Below are 18034 nucleotides of genomic sequence, written 5' to 3' on the forward strand. Positions count from 1 at the left end.
CATGAGCCGTATACGAGGCCCGTACGTACGGTTCTGTGAGAGGGATGAGGCGTTAGCGCCTCACCCTACTCGATGTTTTGCGCTGCTAAAAGCGAGGGACTCAGCAATAGCTGGATTTTGACATCTGCTGAGCGAATAACAAATTGATGAAAAATCTACGCTGAATTAACGCTAACCAGTTAGAATATAAATTGATTTTCAATATTTGTTATCTGGATAGGAATTGAGCGTGGTGGCTTCTGTGGCTGGTGGGGTTAAACCTACCTCGGTTTTCGACATTGAACAGCGTTTTTATCGCCAACTGATTGCTGGTCAACAGCGTGAGCAGGGGAGTTTGCCGTTAGCGACGGAGCTAGAAGAGCTGGTATTCAAACTGGAAGTTGAACGTGAAGCGGCCATGCAACGCTTAGCGAAAAAGCAGCAAGCTCAAGCGTTAATCGACAGTATTCGCAACCAATTGGTGAAAACCCTACTCGGCGAGTTGGATAACCATATCGCCAAGCCTGAACTGTTTTTAAAAGACAGCGCCATCTCTAAGAAGCAACTCCTGTTACTGGAGTTAATTAGCTCACCGCAGCTTGATCTTAATCGGCTACGGCCGGTGGTGGCCGATATTCCGTGGTTGGAACGCGATCTAATCACCATAGTGAATAGCCCAGCGTTTGTGGCGAAACGGCCGCAAGGGGGCGATATCCAAGTTAACGATCTCAAGCTGGTGCTCAACTATATCGGTATCGATCAACTCAGGTTATATATTCCTTATTATCTCTGTCGCCATTGGCTATCGGCGAACCCAAGTTTAGTTTGGGTTAACCGCAAAGTATGGCGCTACCTGCAACTGCAAGGTGTGGCTGCGCGGGCGTTGGCTCAGTTGCATCAGCAAGACGGCATTTTGCTGTATAGCGTTGCGTTAATGCAGCAGTTGGGCATGTCATTACTACTTGGCGTGGCAGCGAACATCTACGAAGGTTTTCGCCATACTTGGCGGCGAGAAGCGATGGCACAGCATGATGGTGAATTGCATGATGCTGTGTCGGTGTGCCAGTTTCCGTTGGAACAGCTGTGGCCAGTCATTGCCGAGCATAGTGCCAATCTTTGCTGGCAGGTGCCGGCGGCCTTAGGCTTTGCCGATTCAGCGCCAGTAAAATTGTTACGTGAGCGGGCCATATCAATGATGTTTACATCACTATCGGATGCGGCGAAAACATTAGATAAATCTGCCTGTTATGCTAAATGTTTGTTGTTAGAGGAAAGCCAACAACTCACCTTTAGTGATAAAAAACTGCTGTTCACTTATTACGAGTTAAGCGAGCAGGAGCAGATCCGCCTCAGCGGTCAAAATTTCCGGAAAACAGAACCTGTCTAGCTGTACAGCATGCTTGCCATTATGAGGCTCAATTCCCGCAAATAGTTGCGCCTCACACATCTTCTCAGGATTAGCATACGCTGCTAATATCTGTTTAATTATTCTCTTAAAGTGAATATTTAACCATCTGCGGGTGGCGATATTTTTTTTATGACTATTTATGCCTCTAAAGTGATTCAAAGTGAGTTTTTAACGAGCTAATTGAGTTTGTTATTCAATCTTTGCACATTACAGATTGATGCTTTCCGCAGCAATCTGGTGTTTTGATCACAATATTGCTAATAATGTCACATAAACGAAACGCGCTCATGCAGATTCTTTTGTGCAAACACTTTACAAACACTGCAACAGAAGCGCACATAAAGCCACCTTCTGCGAAGAAAGGACTAGCAATAATGACTGTAGAAATGAATTTAGATCGGGCTCAGTTTGATAAAGTCATGGTGCCTAATTATGCACCATCACCAGTTATCCCTGTGAAAGGACAAGGAAGCCGAGTTTGGGATCAACAAGGTGTGGAGTATATCGACTTTGCTGGTGGTATTGCGGTCACCGCATTGGGCCATTGTCATCCAGCATTAGTGGCAGCGCTAAAAGAACAAGGCGAAAAACTGTGGCACCTATCTAATGTGATGACCAACGAACCTGCATTAGCGTTGGCGACTAAATTGGTTAACGCGACATTTGCAGAAAAAGTCTTCTTTGCTAACTCCGGCGCCGAAGCGAACGAAGCCGCACTGAAACTGGCTCGTCGTTATGCGTTTGATAAGTACGGTGCAGGCAAAGAGCAGATCATCGCCTTTGATAAAGCGTTTCACGGCCGTACCTTCTTTACCGTGAGTGTCGGTGGTCAAGCAACATACTCTGATGGTTTTGGGCCAAAACCCCAGGGCATTACCCATATTCCTTACAACGACATCGCCGCGCTGGAAGCGACCATCTCTGATGCTACATGCGCCATCATGATCGAGCCACTGCAAGGTGAGGGCGGTATTATCAGCCCAGAACCTGAGTTCTTGAGCAAAGTGCGCGAGCTGGCCGACAAACACAACGCCTTAGTGATTTTTGATGAAGTGCAAACTGGCGTGGGTCGTACCGGCGACTTGTATGCGTACATGGGCACTGATGTGACGCCAGATATTTTGACCTCTGCCAAAGCCATCGGTGGCGGTTTCCCATTGGCTGCCATGCTGACAACTACTGAAATTGCTGCTCACTTTAAAGTCGGTACACATGGTTCAACCTATGGTGGTAACCCACTGGCCTGCGCTATCGGTAATGCGGTGTTAGATATCGTCAATACGCCAGCAGTGCTCAACGGTGTGAAACAGCGCGAACAGCTGTTCCGTGATGGCCTGAATGCGATTAACGACAAGTATCATGTGTTTTCTCAAGTGCGCGGCAAAGGGTTGTTGCTCGGCGGCGTACTCAATGAAAAATATCAAGGCCGTAGCCGCGACTTCCTGTTAGCGGCTATCGACAATGGCTTAATGACGTTGGTGGCAGGCGCAAACGTAGTACGTTTTGCACCATCGCTGATCATCCCTGAAGCAGATATTGCCGAAGGTTTGAAACGTTTCGAAGCGGCAGTAGCACAAGTGGTAGCTGGTTAACGTATTTCAACGTTTGCTCGTTCGAATTACGTATATTTCGATCCCCATAGGGGGCGTCTGCGCCCCCTCGTTGTCGTGGGGTTCAGGGAGATTTAACCATGTTAATCATTAGGCCAATTCGTCAATCTGACTACGCTGTGCTCCATACCATTGCTGTTGAGTCTGGTCATGGATTCACTTCACTACCTGTAAACGATGAGTTATTGGCGGCCAGAATTGCCCGCTCTGAGCAGTCTTTTGCCAAAGCGGTGAGCCATCCTGCGAACGAAGGCTATCTGCTGGTACTGGAAGATAGTGATACAGGCGAAGTGGTGGGCACCTGTGGTATCGAAGCGGCTGTTGGTCAAACCGATGCGTTTTATCACTATCGACTCGGAACTGAGGTGTATTACTCCAGCCAAATCGGCGTGCGTAATGAAGTGGAAACACTCACTCTATGCCACGACTATACTGGCTCTGCTGAGCTGTGTACGCTATTTCTGCGGCAAAATTACCGTAAAGGTTTAAATGGTCGGTTGTTGTCTCGGGTACGCTTTATGTTGTTGGCACAATTCCCCGAACGCTTTGGCGAAACTGTGATTGCCGAAATGCGTGGCATCAGTGACGAACAGGGCAATTCTCCTTTTTATGGTTGGCTGCAACAGCATTTTTTAGGCATTGAATTTGCCCAAGCGGATTATCTCTCCGGCCTAGGACAAAAGGCATTTATGGCTGAGATGATGCCGCGCAGCCCTGTTTATGTATGTTTGTTGCCAGAAGTCGCGCAGCGGGTGATTGGTGAAGTACACACTAATACGCGGCCCGCGCTGAGTATGTTGCAGGCGGAGGGGTTTCGCTGGCGCAATTACATCGATATTTTTGACGCCGGCCCAACAGTTGAGTGCCCCCGTGAAGATATCCGTTCAGTCAAAGAAAGCCGCTTGCTGACGGTCAACATTGTGCCCTCATCGCCAGCGAGCGACAGCGATAATCCTTTCATTGTGGCCAATACGCGGCTGGCGGATTTCCGCGCCACCTTAACTAAACTCAATATCACCGACGACAGTACCAGCGTGAATATCTCTTCCGAACTGGCAGCGGCTTTACTACTTAAAAATGGCGAGCAACTGCGCGTAATCGCAATATAGGACCTCTTATGACACAGCTGATCAACGGAACATGGCAAGCAGGTGAAGGCGCCGCTATGGCGTCGTTTAATCCTGCTAATGGCGAGCAAATATGGCAAGGCAATGCCGCAACGGCAGCGCAGGTGGATAGCGCAGTCAATGCCGCAGCCGCCGCACAATTTGACTGGTTTATGCAGGGCTTTGATAAACGTCTGGCAGTGGTCGAAGCCTATAAAGCGCAGCTTGAACAGCACCGTGAGCAACTGGCGCAGTTGATTGCTGAAGAAACCGGTAAACCTTTGTGGGAAACCGCGACCGAAGCGGCGGCGATGATTGGCAAAATTGCCTTGTCAGCCAAGGCTTATCAGCAGCGTACCGGCACTAGCGAAAGCGATTTACCAGCTGCTCGTGCAGTGTTACGTCATAAGCCGCATGGCGTAGTGGCAGTCTTTGGCCCATATAATTTTCCTGGTCACCTACCCAATGGTCATATTGTGCCAGCGTTGCTAGCAGGCAATAGTGTGGTGTTTAAACCGTCAGAGCAAACACCCGCCGTGGCGGAGTTGATGCTCAAACTGTGGCAGCAAGCGGGCTTACCCGCTGGCGTGCTCAACCTCGTGCAAGGTGAAGTCGACACCGGTAAAGCCTTGGCGGCGCATCCACGGATCGATGGTTTGTTTTTCACTGGTAGTTCGCGCACGGGGCAGATGTTGCATCAGCAGTTTGGTGGCCGTCCGGGTAAGATTTTGGCATTGGAGATGGGCGGCAATAACCCATTAATTGTACGAGATGTGGCAGACCGTAAGGCTGCCGTGCATGAAATTATTCAATCAGCTTATATCTCCGCTGGTCAACGCTGTACCTGTGCGCGCCGATTATTGGTGCCGGTAGGCGCGCAGGGCGATGCGTTGATCAATGATCTGGTGAGCGCGATCAAACAGATCCGCGTGGCGCCGTGGAATGCTGAGCCGCAACCTTTTATGGGCGCGATGATCTCCAGTAATGCCGCCAACGCCATGCTGAAGGCGCAAGCGCAATTGCAACAGTTAGGTGGTCATAGTTTAGTGACTATGACCTCGTTGGCCGAGGGTACCGGGCTGGTTTCGCCGGGCTTGATTGATGTCACCAATGTGGCTGAGTTGCCTGATGAAGAATACTTTGGCCCCTTGCTACAACTGATCCGTTATAGCGATTTTGATGAGGCGATTAACATTGCTAATAACACTCGCTACGGTTTATCCGCGGGGTTACTGTCTGACAGCCGTGATGAGTTCGACTATTTTCTCGCCCGCAGCCGCGCAGGTATTGTCAACTGGAATAAACAGATCACCGGCGCTGCTGGTTCGGCACCGTTTGGTGGTATCGGTGATTCGGGCAATCATCGTCCCAGTGCCTTCTATGCCGCTGATTATTGTGCTTATCCGGTGGCTTCAATGGAGGCAGATAGCTTAAGTTTGCCGGAAAAATTAAGCCCAGGGTTAACCCTGTAATTTTGTGCGCATCGGTGTTGAGCTGTACCGATGCGGTGGATCTTCAAGGAGTAGCTATGCACCAGAATATTGATTCACTGTTCACCGCAATGTGGCAAGACTATGTGCGCATGACTCCGTCTGCCGCTAAAGTTCGTGAGTTGTTGGCTAAAGATGGCGAGATCATCAATGATCATATCGCGTTGCGGACGTTTAACCTGCCTAAAGTGGGTTTGCCTGTGTTAGCGGCACATTTTGAAGCGCTGGGTTATCGGGCGGCGGGCGACTATGAGTTCAAACAGAAAAAGCTCAAAGCTAAGCATTATGAGCATCCAGATCCGACCCAGCCGAAGGTCTTTATCTCTGAGTTACTGGTGGAGCAGTTTAGCCCATGGTTACAGCAGACGGTGGCGGGGTTGGTCGAACAAGTAACAGAGGCTGATGTCACTGATGACGCATTTTTGTATTCGGGGCGGCACTGGCAGTTGGACTTTAGCACCTACGAGCAGTTGCTGGCAGAAAGTGAATACGCCGCGTGGTTAGCCGCTTTTGGTTATCGTGCCAATCACTTTACCGTGTCGATCAATCATCTTGAGGGGTATGACACTATTGTGGCGGTCAACGATACCTTGAAGCATGCGGGCATTGTGCTCAATAATGCTGGCGGTGAGATCAAAGGATCGCCTGCGGTGATGTTGGAGCAATCCTCCACCATGGCTGATCATATTCCGGTGGCGTTTAGCGATGGCGGCCATACTATTCCGAGCTGCTTTTATGAGTTTGCCCTGAGGTATCCGCAAGCGGACGGAACGCTTTATCGTGGCTTTGTTGAAGCCTCAGCCGATAAGATTTTTGAAAGCACTAATGCAAGACGGTAGCTTCAATATTATGATATAAAACAAAAAATGCCTTTATTGGCATTTTTTGTTTTAGGCTGAGTGTTTTGTATTTGGCCTCATTTGTGAGATCTTTAACTTTGGATATAAGTTAGTTTTAGATACATGAACCTTTTAGATGAAATGGATTTAATCCAAGAACTAATTTCATGATCGCACCAATCTGTACGACAGAAATTACACACGTTGCGACGCCCAAGGCTTCCGTAGTTAAGGGACTGAAATTTCCTTGAATTGCAAAGATTGCTGGCATACCAGCAAGAGTGAATGCACCAATATAGCAAAACGGCATTAGTAATAAGATAAATATACTCTTCCATCCATTGAACCATGAACGGAATTTGTACGCTATTGCCACACTGAGAAATAGAGATGATACGTTAGCAAAAAGCCACCACCACGGAAAATTCTTTATAAGAACAAGTGGTTGATGACCGAAATATGTATAGATCCCACCATAGCCTAGTAAAATTTCCTCTAACACTATGTCAGCTACGCCTGATAGAGCTAAACAAACCCATAAAGTACCTGTTGTTACTTTTCTGAGAAGAACTGCATACAATAAATACCCTAAAATTGCGCCAAATGCCCACCACATAATACCAACGTAATAGTCGAATTCTCTTCCCATTAAGAAGAATAATAACTTATCTGGATCATGCGATTGAGACCAATAGCAACCAGCGATGTAATTATCAATTGCCTCGGGAACTACACAAAATGCAGCCCCTAAGACCATAGCTAATGGAACTGTTGACTTGTACTTATAACTGTCTGTTGCTGCAACGACCATGAAAAAAATTGCTATAAAAAACATGACAGTAGTAGCGTTGAAAACATGTGATGGGTTTTGCTGGAAGATATCATTGGGTGGAGCTGGGGTTCTAAATGCACTGTCTAAAACAACAGATGAATAGGCATCATGAGCGCCTGCGTCGATTGAAATAAGGCATAAGCTAATGGCCCCCAGCGTTATCAGTGCAACATAACGCCCTATATGATTACTGTTAGTCAGGGATGTCTGGTACATTGCGGCCTCTGTTTCAAATTTATAAAAAACTAACTAGTTGGTTGTTTTTCGCAATTATGGCATGATTTAAATCGATGTCAACAGAGAGCGATCTTGAGGACCGGTATTTAATGGAAGGCTTAACCAAAGCAGAGAAAACGCAATTACGAATACTTGAAGCTGCAACAAATGAGTTTTCAATGTTTGGTATTGCGGGGGGGCGTGTCGATCGGATTTCGGCGCAAGCTAAAGCTAATAAGAGTTTGATTTATAGTTATTTTGGAAATAAGGAAAAGCTGTTTGAGGCAGTGCTTAGATATCATTTAGATGATGTATACAAGAAAGTATGCTTTGATGCAGATGACCTTCCTAAGTACGCTGCAGACTTATTCGAGTCTGCGATGGAGCATCCTCACCTTATGAAGCTGGTCATGTGGAATGGGCTCGATGCAGAACATACGTGGCCTCTGGGGAATGATTTAAGTCTTGAAAAGCAAACTATTGCTATACGCGAGCGACAAGCTAGAGGTTTTATACGTTCTGAATTCAAAGCAGAGTACATTCTTACGTTGATTTTGACGATGGCATCAGCATGGACAGATGCAAATCCTTTTGGCAAATCCATACTAACTAATCCAGAAGCTCACCGTTCATCTTTAAAACAATTCATTTATTCTGTAGTGAAATCGATGATCTAGCAGTAAGAACACTATGTTAGTGACATCATTGCGTTGACTCCTCTTTGTACGAGGATTGTAGCCTGCTACGCAAGTCGGTTTGATTACTGGCCACTGCACCGGCGGAGTTGGTACAGCGCTCGCGAGTAGCTTATCAAGCTTATTTAGCTAAAGTGGAGCCGCAACAACAGCAGTTGCTGCAAAGTTTTGCCCAACGTCTTGGCGTTACCGAGAGCAATTAAGCGCTGTTTTCACTGAAAATATTGCAGCCAAACGCTGCTTTCAGCAACGATATCATGGCATTATAACCTGCAGATTGGCGGCTAAGTGACGCCTCATCAACGCCAGTGCGGTAGTGTGCTGGTAGCAAGGAACGCCATGAGTATTTGGAAAGAGCTATACGACATTGTGGAAAAGGAGTTTGGCCGTTGGCAAAACCGTCAGCACAAACAGCAAGCGTTACTGTTTGAAATTCAAAGTAACTTACTGTTTTTAGCCGAAGCGCTACAAGCTAACGTGCCTGCGGATAAGATTGTGGCAGGGTTGGAACATCAGGCGTTTGATAAGGCGTTGGAGCAGGGGCTGGAGTTGGATCGGCGCCAAGTAAGTGTCCGGACGATCGGTGAGTTTGACGAGTTTAAAAAATATCTCGGCAAAGATAGCGTCTACATGGTGAAAAACGCCTACGCCAAGATGAATGCGCTGCGTAAATTGGTGCAGGCCGATGACCAGCAAGATTATGATCTAAAACTGAAATCGCTGTTTCGCTTTATGGTGTTACTGCTGGCGCATCTGGAACAAAAGCCGCTAATTTCTAAGTGATGTCGTGTGACACTATCAATAAAAATGCCACCTAGCTAGCGGTGGCATTTCTGCTTTTGCTGCTCATGGCGCTTAGTTAGTAGGCTTTTTAAGCGCAACTTGTTTCTCAATCGCCATAATCATGCGTGACGCAATATCGGCGTTGGTCGCGGTTTCAATGCCTTCTAAACCCGGTGATGAGTTCACTTCCAGCAGCAACGGCCCTTTATTGGAGCGGATCAAATCCACCCCAGCCACTTTCAGTTCCATCGCCTTAGCCGCTTTAATGGCAATACGGCGTTCTTCAGGTGTGATCTTAATCAGCTCCGCGCGGCCACCTTGATGGATATTGGCGCGGAATTCGCCTGGCGCAGCAACGCGTTGAATCGACGCCACCACTTTGCCATCAACCACAAAGCAGCGCAGATCTTTACCGCTGGATTCTTTGATAAATTCCTGCACCAGAATGTTGGCATTGAGGCTCTTGAAGGCATTGATAACGCTTTCTGCCGCTTTGCGGGTTTCGGCCAAAACCACGCCTTTGCCTTGGGTGCCTTCGAGCAATTTGATGATCAGCGGCGCGCCACCCACCATGTTGATCAAATCGCCGGTATCCAGCGGTGAGTTAGCAAAGCCAGTGGTGGGAATATCTAGGCCGTTATCCAGCAGCAGTTGCAGAGCCCGCAACTTATCGCGTGACTGGGCAATGGCCACTGAGCTGTTCAAACAGTAAATACCGAGTGATTCAAATTGGCGCAGCAGGGTACAAGCATAGAAGGTCATGCTTGGACGAATGCGCGGGATCACAGCATCCAGATCGTTCAGCACTAAGCCGCCACGGTAGTGGATCTCCGGCTTAGTCGCATCCAATTTCATGTAGCAGTTTTTGATGTTGAAAAACTGGATTTCGTGCCCACGGCTTTCTGCTGCTTCAATAATGCGGCGGTTGCTATACAGATTAGGATTGCTGGCTAACAGGCCGATCTTTAATCCGGTTGGGCGGATCTCTGGTGACTGATACAACCCCGCTAATTGCGGCGCAGGGCGCTCGCCCAATAGGCATTGACCCGCAGGGTCGACCAAGGTGCGGCCGTGCATCGCCTCGCGCCCCAACAGCATGCGATAGCCCATGCTATCGCGGTTGGTTAGGGTAACTTCCACATCCCATGATTGTTCACCCAGCACTAGTGGCACGCGGATCACTAAACGTTTCTCACGGTCGCCGCTAGAGCTTTTGATAATGCGTTGGTCGATCACTTGTGCTTCGCAGTGCACCATCACTTTACGGTTATCTTGCAGTGGATGAACTTCAAACGTTACCCAAGGCTCACCGTTACGTGAAAAAGGCTGAATATTGATGGCATGCAGTGATGACGTTTTTGCCCCTGAGTCTACGCGCGCTTTAATGGCGGGAATATTCAACGTGGGGAACGCGCACCACTCATCGCTGCCGATAACAATCTTCGGCTCATTAATGTGTTTCATGTTGGGATTGTGCTCAGAAAAATAAGGCCAGAATGCCTGAAAAACTCAACGGGACGTCGTACCACTATGACGCCTGTAAATTGGCGTGCTTTATAGCCGAAAAGCGGACATTGGCAAAGCAATTTTAGTGTGCCGACTCCAAAATTTAATCTATTCGACACAAAAGGTGGCTTAGGTGCGAGAAAACCGATTACTTTCGCTTTCAATATGCGACTTTACGGGCAAGATAATTACCTCATAACTGCGAGGGGGGTGATCTTTCAAATGTGATTTTTGCTTAAATTTAACGCGCGATGAGTGAGGCGCGGCCTGTGGCGCTTAGTCAGCTAAGCAAGCTGGATGCAACAAAGCGCAGGTGTCATACGGTGGCTATTCAACTTTCGTCAATCTGCCCGTTCTGTCAGCACGTTGAGTTGGCAGATCTTTTAAGCTAACACCTTAATTTGACAGGGATGGCAGCATTTATGGTTAGGATTTTAGTCAAAACAATATTGCTATGCAGTTGCTGGGTGTGTGGCTATTGGTCAACGATAACATGGGCACAACCAGCCTCATCTGCGGCGAAAGCGGTGACGCGTATTGAAGTCGCTACACTGTTGCCAGCGCTTGATAGCACGCAGTGTCATAAATGCCGAGGTACGTTTTTATATCAGTGATGAAGATTGGCATCCTCGGCAGCTCTATAGCATCGCTTGCTTATTCGATAGCGTGGAGGAGGGCACGACCTTTGATGGCAGCTTTCCAAACGATCGTTATCCCATTTTCAACTTTCAATCCGGCGTGGTTGATTACCCATTTCCACTGAAATATATTCTTGATAATCAGAGACTAAAACATCCTATTACGGTGCATTTCTACTTAATCCATCTCTCTGGCGATAATGAACAGGTGGTCATTGCCGAGTCACAGGCGCTGACCTTTCGTTGAGCAGTCTGAAACGCGCCCAAATAGGGCGCCTTTGTGCTTTACCAAATATGATTATTGCTCTGGATCGTAATCCAATACTGGCGCTAACCATTTTTCGGTTTCCACAATGCTCATGCCTTTACGGCGGGCATAATCTTCGACCTGATCGCGGCCAATGTTAGTCACGCCAAAGTAGCGTGATTGTGGGTGGGCAAAGTACCAACCCGATACCGCTGCTGTTGGGTACATGGCAAAGCTCTCGGTAATGTTGAGATCGATGCACTCATTCGGTTTGAGCAAGTCCCACAGCAAGCCTTTCTCGGTGTGATCTGGGCAAGCTGGGTAGCCAGGCGCAGGGCGAATGCCTTTGTATTTCTCGCGAATGAGCGCTTCGTTATCTAAGTTCTCATCGGCGGCGTATCCCCAAAACTCTTTACGTACCCGCTCGTGCATGCGCTCAGCAAAAGCTTCGGCCAAACGGTCGGCGAGGCATTTGAGCATAATTGAACTGTAGTCATCGTGGGCCGCTTCAAAGCGTTCAAGATGTGCGTCAATGCCGTGGCCAGCGGTGACTGCAAAGCCGCCCATGTAGTCGGCGATACCGGTTTCTTTGGGTGCGACAAAGTCTGACAGGCAGAAGTTATGGTTGCCAACCCGTTCAATCTGCATCCGCAGATGGTGGGTGGTCATCAATACGTCGCTACGGCTTTCGTCGGTGTACAGCTCAATATCGTCAAAGTTAACGCTGTTGGCAGGGAACAAGCCAATCACCGCCTTGGCCGTGAGCCACTTTTCTTCGATGATTTTGGTGAGCATCGCTTTGCCATCGGCATACACTTTTTGTGCTTCTTCACCGACGATCTTATCTTCTAAAATCTCTGGGAAATGACCATGCAGTTCCCAAGCACGGAAGAACGGTGTCCAGTCGATGCGCTCCACCAAATCAGTCAGCGGGTAATCATCAAACACTTGAATGCCGAGTTGCTTAGGTTTGATCGGCGGATTAGCGGCCCAATCGTGGGTGACACGGTTTTCACGCGCCGCTTCAATGCTGGCCAGTTGCTTGCGTTTGGTCTGTGATAGGCGTTTCTCGCGCATCACAGCGTATTCTTCGTAGGTCGCATCGATAGTCGCTTGGCGAGTGTCATCGTTAATCAGCTTGCTCACCATCGGTACCGCGCGTGAGGCATCAGCGATGTAGATTGCACCGTGCGGATAGTGCGGGGCGATCTTCACTGCGGTGTGGATCTTCGAGCAAGTCGCGCCGCCGATAATCGCCGGAATGGTCAGGCCTTCGCGCTCAAAAGTTTTGACGTTGTGCACCATCTCATCAAGGCTTGGAGTAATGAGCCCTGACATACCGATGATGTCGACATTTTCCTTTTTCGCGACGTCGACGATCTTCTCGACGGGCACCATCACGCCCAGATCGATCACCTCATAGCCGTTACACGCCAGCACCACGCCAACGATGTTTTTGCCGATATCGTGCACGTCGCCTTTAACGGTCACCATCAGCACTTTACCGTTGCTTTGGCCTTGGACTTTTTCCGCTTCAATAAATGGGTTGAGGTAGGCCACGGCTTTTTTCATCACGCGAGCGGATTTCACCACCTGCGGCAGGAACATCTTACCTTCACCAAACAGATCGCCGACCACGTTCATGCCGTCCATCAACGGCCCTTCAATCACATCCAGCGGACGAGTGGCGGCTTGACGGGCTTCTTCGGTGTCTTCGTCGATAAATTCGGTAATACCTTTCACTAGCGCGTGCTCAAGGCGTTTGTTCACTGGCCAGTGGCGCCACTCTTGCTCTTCTGGTTTGGCTGCCCCCGCACCGTTACCGCGATAGTTGTCGGCAATCTCGAGTAACTGTTCGGTATTGCTGGAATCAGCCACCGGACAGGGCAGGTTGAGCACTACGGCTTCAACCCGTTCTTTGAGGATTGGGTCGATATCATCATAAATCGCTAGCTGACCGGCGTTAACGATACCCATATCCATGCCCGCTTTAATGGCGTGATACAGGAACACCGCGTGGATCGCCTCACGTACCGGATTGTTACCACGGAACGAGAACGACACGTTGGATACCCCGCCAGAAATCATCGCGTGCGGCAGGGTGGCTTTAATATCTTTAATGGCTTCGATGAAGTCGACCGCGTAGTTATCGTGCTCGTCGATACCGGTCGCAACCGCAAAAATGTTCGGGTCAAAGATGATGTCTTCTGGCGGAAAGCCGACTTGATCGACCAAAATGCGATAAGCGCGAGTACAGATCTCCGTCTTACGCGCTTGGGTGTCCGCTTGGCCTGTTTCATCAAACGCCATGATGATCGCCGCCGCGCCATAGCGTTTCACTAAGGTGGCTTGTTCAATGAACTTGGCTTCGCCCTCTTTGAGCGAAATCGAGTTCACAATGCCTTTGCCTTGAATACATTTGAGGCCGGCTTCAATCACTTCCCATTTGGAGGAGTCGATCATGATCGGCACTTTGCAGATATCGGGCTCAGAGGCGATGAGATAGAGGAAGCGGGTCATTACTTCCACACCGTCCAACATGCCTTCATCCATGTTGATATCGATGATCTGCGCACCGTTTTCCACTTGGTCGCGGGCAACATCGAGTGCGGTTTCGTAATCGCCTTCTTTAATCAGGCGCAGGAAGCGTGCCGAACCGGTGACGTTAGTGCGTTCCCCCACGTTAATAAACAGCGAGTTGCTGTCGATAGTAAGTGGTTCCAAACCGGATAAGCGGCTGGCGACAGGGATATCCGGCAGCGGGCGCGGTGCGTATTGCTCCACCGCCTCGCGGATCGCTTTAATATGTGCTGGCGTGGTACCACAGCAGCCACCGACGAAGTTAAGCAGGCCTTCTTTAGCCCATTGGCCGATAACCTCGGCCATCTCGGCGGGCGTTTCATCGTAGCCACCAAACTCGTTCGGCAAACCGGCATTTGGGTGAGCCGAGACAAAGGTTTCGCTAATGCGTGACAACTCTTCAACATAAGGGCGCAGCTCTTTTGGCCCCAAGGCGCAGTTCAAACCAAAGGAGATCGGCTTGATGTGGCGCAGTGAGTTGTAGAATGCTTCAGTGGTTTGACCAGTCAAGGTGCGGCCAGAGGCATCGGTAATGGTGCCGGAGATCATCACTGGCAGTTGCTGGCCCAGTTTTTCGAACACTGCATCAATGGCGAACAGTGCCGCTTTGGCGTTGAGCGTATCAAAGATGGTTTCTACCATGATGATATCGGCGCCGCCGTCGATCAGCGCTTTAGTCGCTTGGGTGTAAGCCGTTACTAACTCATCAAAGTGAATATTACGGAAACCTGGGTCATTTACGTCTGGGCTGATAGAGCAGGTACGGTTGGTCGGACCAAGCACCCCTGCCACATAGCGTGGAATGCCGGTGGCTGCGGCAACTTCATCGGCCGCTTCGCGGGCGAGGCGGGCGGCTTCAAAGTTAATCTCTGTCACCAACGCTTGCATGTCGTAGTCAGCCATCGCCACGGTGGTAGCGTTAAAGCTGTTGGTTTCGACAATGTCAGCTCCCGCTTCGAGGTACTGGCGATGAATTGTTTTGATGATTTCTGGTTGAGTTAACACCAATAAATCATTGTTGCCTTTAACATCACAGTGCCAATCTTGGAAACGCTCGCCACGGTAGTCAGCTTCCTCTAGCTTATAGCCCTGAATCATGGTGCCCATGGCGCCATCAATAATCAGAATACGCTGCGAGAGTGCCGTTTCGAGCTGTTGTCGAAGCGGCAATGACGGAGTTTTGCAAGTTGCCATCGTAAAAAACCTTTTATTTATGCCATGAACACAAATGTCTGCAATTGTTGTATGATCCAGATCACAATATAGGCTATACGCCAATTGTGACGGCATAAGTATGGCTGCAGACGTTAAAATAGGGTAGTTTTGGACATATAAACGTATAGACGTCCATGATACGGATTCGTGGGAACTGCGGCAAGGTGAAATTAGTAGCTATAACTCGTTAAGAAAGGCATCAATAACCCAGCGTAGCAACTGCGCGGGGACGAGGTTGTGCCTTGTTTAAGTTTAGGCTTAGGAATCGAGATGACACGAACCCGTAAACTGACTATTTATCTGATGCGCCATGGTCACTGTGAAGGCGGCGAGTTGCTGCGTGGCCGTACCGATGTGCCGCTCAGTCCTGCTGGGCTAGAGCAGATGTGGGAAGCTTGGCGCTCAATCTCCGATGATATTGACGGTGCGCGGTTAACCTTGCTGAGTTCGCCATTGCGTCGTTGCACTAAGTTTGCCCAATACATCGCCGATGATATGGGCGAGTTTTTTGAAATGCCGTTGCAGATCGCGCCTTGGTTAGCCGAACTCAATTTTGGCGAATGGGATGGTTTGCCATTTGCCGAGTTAGAAGCCTGCCATGGCGATGAGCTGATGGCGTTCTGGCAAGATCCACTGGATATTACTCCGCCAGCTGGCGAACCGGTGCGCGAGTTTCACCAACGGGTGGTGACGGGCTGGCACAGCTTGCACCAACGAATGCTGAAATCTGATAAAGATACCGCCTTATTAGTCACCCATGGCGGCGTGATCCGCTCGCTGATGAGTGAAGTACTCTGTCCCGATAAACTGCCTGCCGCAGGACTCTTTACCGCGTTTGATCTGCCCTATGGTTCCATCATGAAAATCAGCGTATTCGCTAGTGAAATTGACGGCGAATGGCAGTGCAGCGGCCGCCTGCATTGGACTTTCTAAGCTATTGCAGATCAAATAATTAGCCATTTTTATTGCTTATCAGTGACTCTTTAGCCAAAACTGGTAGCCTTAGCCGTTTTTGAATGGGTCAATTAAGGCGGAGGACGCGCATGAACCCAGTACTCAGGGCTGAACACCTTAGCTGGCATGCTGATGGCAAACAGATCCTCGACGACATCTCTTTCGCGCTGCAACCGGGCAAAATGCTGGGCTTAATTGGCCCTAATGGAGCTGGTAAGTCCAGTTTGTTACGCTGCCTCTATCGCTATGTGCAGCCAGACAGCGGGAAAATCCTACTTAATGATTGTGAAATCAAAAGCATAGACCATAAAACCTTTGCTCAAACCGTGGCAGTGGTGTTGCAGGACACTCCCACCGAAATGAACAGCACTGTTCAGCAAATTGTAGCCACCGGTCTGACCCCTTATAAAGGCCTTTTCCAAGCCAATAACAAGGAGGATAATAACGCTATTCAATCAGCGTTATGCCAAGTTGGTTTGGCGGATAAAGCCGATGCCTCTTTTAGTCACCTTTCTGGTGGTGAGAAACAGCGAGCGTTAATCGCCCGAGCGATAGTGCAGCGACCCTCTTTGTTGATTTTAGATGAGCCGACGAACCATCTGGATATCCGTTATCAAATTCAAATTCTTGAGCTGGTACGTAGTCTCGGAATAACGGTTATCGCTTCGATTCACGACTTAAATTTAGCGTCAGCATTGTGCGACGAATTGCTGCTTATTGCTAACGGCCGTGGTGTCGCCGCTGGTTCGGCCGTCGAGGTGCTGACCGAGGCAAGAATTTCGCAAGTATTTGGCGTGTGTTGCCAAGTGGCTAAGCACCCGCAGCACGGCAAACCGTTGATCCATTATTACTACGGTTATACCGCCGCTGCGCATCAAGGAGTGCCTGCCAATGACGCGCCTTGATTACCTAACGCCATCGCTAAGGCGCTGGTTGGGCTTCATTGGCTTGCTGGTGTTGCTGATCATCACGCCGTTATTGGCGAGCAGTTTTGGTGCGGCGCAGATGAGTGTCACGGATGTGGCACAATTGCTATGGCATCACAGCATGGGTACCGAGCAAGCGGGCAGCATCAATGAACGGATCATCTGGGAGCTGCGCTTACCGCGCGTGTTGCTAGCATTTACGGCGGGGGCAGGGCTGGCGCTGAGCGGCTTTGTCCTGCAGAGTGTGACGCGCAATCCGTTAGCGGATCCCTATCTGTTTGGTATCAGCTCCGGTGCATCGTTTGGTGCGGTGCTGGTGGTGACCTTGGTGGGTACCAGCATACTGGGCGGCTTGTCGTTGCCGACGGGGGCATTTTTAGGCGCATGTTTGTCGGTGGTGCTGGTGTTGAGTTTGTCGGGACAACAAGTGACGACGCAAGTTGAACGCATGTTGTTATCCGGTGTGGCCGTGTCATTTATGTTTGGCGCGTTGACCAGTTTGCTGTTGTATTTTTCTAGCCCATTGGCGGCACAGTCGTTGTTGTTTTGGACCATGGGCAGTTTTGCTCAAGCCAAATGGTCAGAACTGTGGTTACCGATGGGAATTGTTGCTGTGGCACTTGCCTTAGTCATAGGGCAAAAGCGGCAATTGTTAGCTATGCAGGGCGGCGATGAGACCGCTCACACTCTGGGGGTCAGGGTAGTGAAACTGCGGCTAATGATGTTGCTGTTGTGCTCGCTAATCACCGCTACTTTGGTGGCACATTGTGGTGGGATTGGCTTTGTGGGGCTAATGGTGCCTCATGTGGTGCGTTTACTCGTGCCGCAACGTCAGTCGATTTTGCTGACGGCATTAGTAGGCGGTTTGTTTATGGTGTGGGTAGATGTGCTCGCAAGAAGCGTACTACCTACGCAGGAACTGCCGGTGGGCGTCATTACTTCTGCGCTCGGCAGTGTGTTTTTCTTGTTCGTGTTAAGACGGCGCGGACAATAAATAAATGAAATCAGGA

14 protein-coding genes and 1 pseudogene are annotated in these 18034 nt (G+C 49.4%); 11 read left to right on the forward strand and 4 right to left on the reverse strand.

Translation table 11 applies throughout. The features are described from left to right. Positions 1-229 precede the first annotated feature (229 nt). The 5 genes from ACN0TT_RS11185 to ACN0TT_RS11205 all read left to right on the forward strand — a co-directional run bounded on the left by ACN0TT_RS11185 (position 230) and on the right by ACN0TT_RS11205 (position 6432). Positions 230-1366 carry an HDOD domain-containing protein gene (locus ACN0TT_RS11185; RefSeq protein WP_417762237.1) on the forward strand — a complete coding sequence of 379 codons (1137 nt, stop codon included), beginning with the start codon at positions 230-232 and terminating at the stop codon, positions 1364-1366. A gap of 395 nt (positions 1367-1761) precedes the next feature. Further along, positions 1762-2979 carry an aspartate aminotransferase family protein gene (locus ACN0TT_RS11190; protein WP_417762238.1) on the forward strand — a complete coding sequence of 406 codons (1218 nt, stop codon included), beginning with the start codon at positions 1762-1764 and terminating at the stop codon, positions 2977-2979. Positions 2980-3077: 98 nt separating this feature from the next. Next, positions 3078-4106 (forward strand): arginine N-succinyltransferase, encoded by a 1029-nt coding sequence (astA, locus tag ACN0TT_RS11195; RefSeq protein ID WP_417762239.1) that lies wholly within the window; start codon positions 3078-3080, stop codon positions 4104-4106. Between the two features lie 8 nt (positions 4107-4114). Then, positions 4115-5575: a succinylglutamate-semialdehyde dehydrogenase gene (astD, locus tag ACN0TT_RS11200; RefSeq protein ID WP_417762240.1), complete on the forward strand. Its 1461-nt coding sequence runs from the start codon at positions 4115-4117 to the stop codon at positions 5573-5575. A gap of 56 nt (positions 5576-5631) precedes the next feature. After that, positions 5632-6432: a DUF1338 domain-containing protein gene (locus ACN0TT_RS11205; protein ID WP_417762241.1), complete on the forward strand. Its 801-nt coding sequence runs from the start codon at positions 5632-5634 to the stop codon at positions 6430-6432. Positions 6433-6547: 115 nt separating this feature from the next. Here the strand turns inward: ACN0TT_RS11205 and ACN0TT_RS11210 are convergent, their stop codons facing one another. Then, on the reverse strand, positions 6548-7480 hold the full coding sequence (locus tag ACN0TT_RS11210) for a hypothetical protein (RefSeq protein WP_417762242.1): 933 nt from the start codon (positions 7478-7480) through the stop codon (positions 6548-6550). Between the two features lie 110 nt (positions 7481-7590). Between ACN0TT_RS11210 and ACN0TT_RS11215 the strand changes: the two genes are divergently transcribed. Further along, positions 7591-8157: a TetR/AcrR family transcriptional regulator gene (locus tag ACN0TT_RS11215; RefSeq protein ID WP_417762243.1), complete on the forward strand. Its 567-nt coding sequence runs from the start codon at positions 7591-7593 to the stop codon at positions 8155-8157. Positions 8158-8514: 357 nt separating this feature from the next. Beyond that, positions 8515-8958 (forward strand): hypothetical protein, encoded by a 444-nt coding sequence (locus ACN0TT_RS11220; protein ID WP_417762244.1) that lies wholly within the window; start codon positions 8515-8517, stop codon positions 8956-8958. A 72-nt stretch (positions 8959-9030) separates the two neighbouring features. Here the strand turns inward: ACN0TT_RS11220 and rimK are convergent, their stop codons facing one another. Then, positions 9031-9942 (reverse strand): 30S ribosomal protein S6--L-glutamate ligase, encoded by a 912-nt coding sequence (gene rimK, locus ACN0TT_RS11225; protein WP_417762314.1) that lies wholly within the window; start codon positions 9940-9942, stop codon positions 9031-9033. Between the two features lie 123 nt (positions 9943-10065). Further along, a pseudogene (locus tag ACN0TT_RS11230) lies at positions 10066-10422 on the reverse strand (ATP-dependent zinc protease); the annotation flags it as partial. Positions 10423-11001: 579 nt separating this feature from the next. Between ACN0TT_RS11230 and ACN0TT_RS11235 the strand changes: the two are divergent. Next, the gene (locus ACN0TT_RS11235) at positions 11002-11349 is read left to right on the forward strand and encodes a hypothetical protein (RefSeq protein WP_417762245.1); all 348 of its coding nucleotides are present in this window, start codon (positions 11002-11004) and stop codon (positions 11347-11349) included. 51 nt (positions 11350-11400) lie between these two features. On the opposite strand, the gene metH is transcribed toward ACN0TT_RS11235, so the two are convergent. Continuing rightward, positions 11401-15123, reverse strand: coding sequence for a methionine synthase (gene metH, locus ACN0TT_RS11240; protein ID WP_417762246.1), 3723 nt, complete (start codon positions 15121-15123; stop codon positions 11401-11403). Between the two features lie 291 nt (positions 15124-15414). On the opposite strand from metH, the gene ACN0TT_RS11245 reads away from it, so the two are divergent. From ACN0TT_RS11245 to ACN0TT_RS11255, 3 genes are all read left to right on the forward strand, one after another. Further along, a complete protein-coding gene (locus ACN0TT_RS11245) occupies positions 15415-16077 on the forward strand; it encodes a histidine phosphatase family protein (protein ID WP_417762247.1) in 663 nt (220 codons plus the stop codon). A gap of 110 nt (positions 16078-16187) precedes the next feature. Next, entirely contained in the window at positions 16188-17003 is an 816-nt protein-coding gene (locus ACN0TT_RS11250) for an ABC transporter ATP-binding protein (protein ID WP_417762248.1), read from the forward strand. Beyond that, the gene (locus ACN0TT_RS11255) at positions 16990-18018 is read left to right on the forward strand and encodes a FecCD family ABC transporter permease (RefSeq protein ID WP_417762249.1); all 1029 of its coding nucleotides are present in this window, start codon (positions 16990-16992) and stop codon (positions 18016-18018) included. Before ACN0TT_RS11250 ends, ACN0TT_RS11255 begins: the two co-directional genes overlap by 14 nt. The last annotated feature ends 16 nt before the right edge of the window (positions 18019-18034 follow it).

Origin of the sequence: Shewanella sp. (assembly GCF_048265805.1) — a bacterium.
Classification (GTDB): Bacteria; Pseudomonadota; Gammaproteobacteria; order Enterobacterales; family Shewanellaceae; genus Shewanella.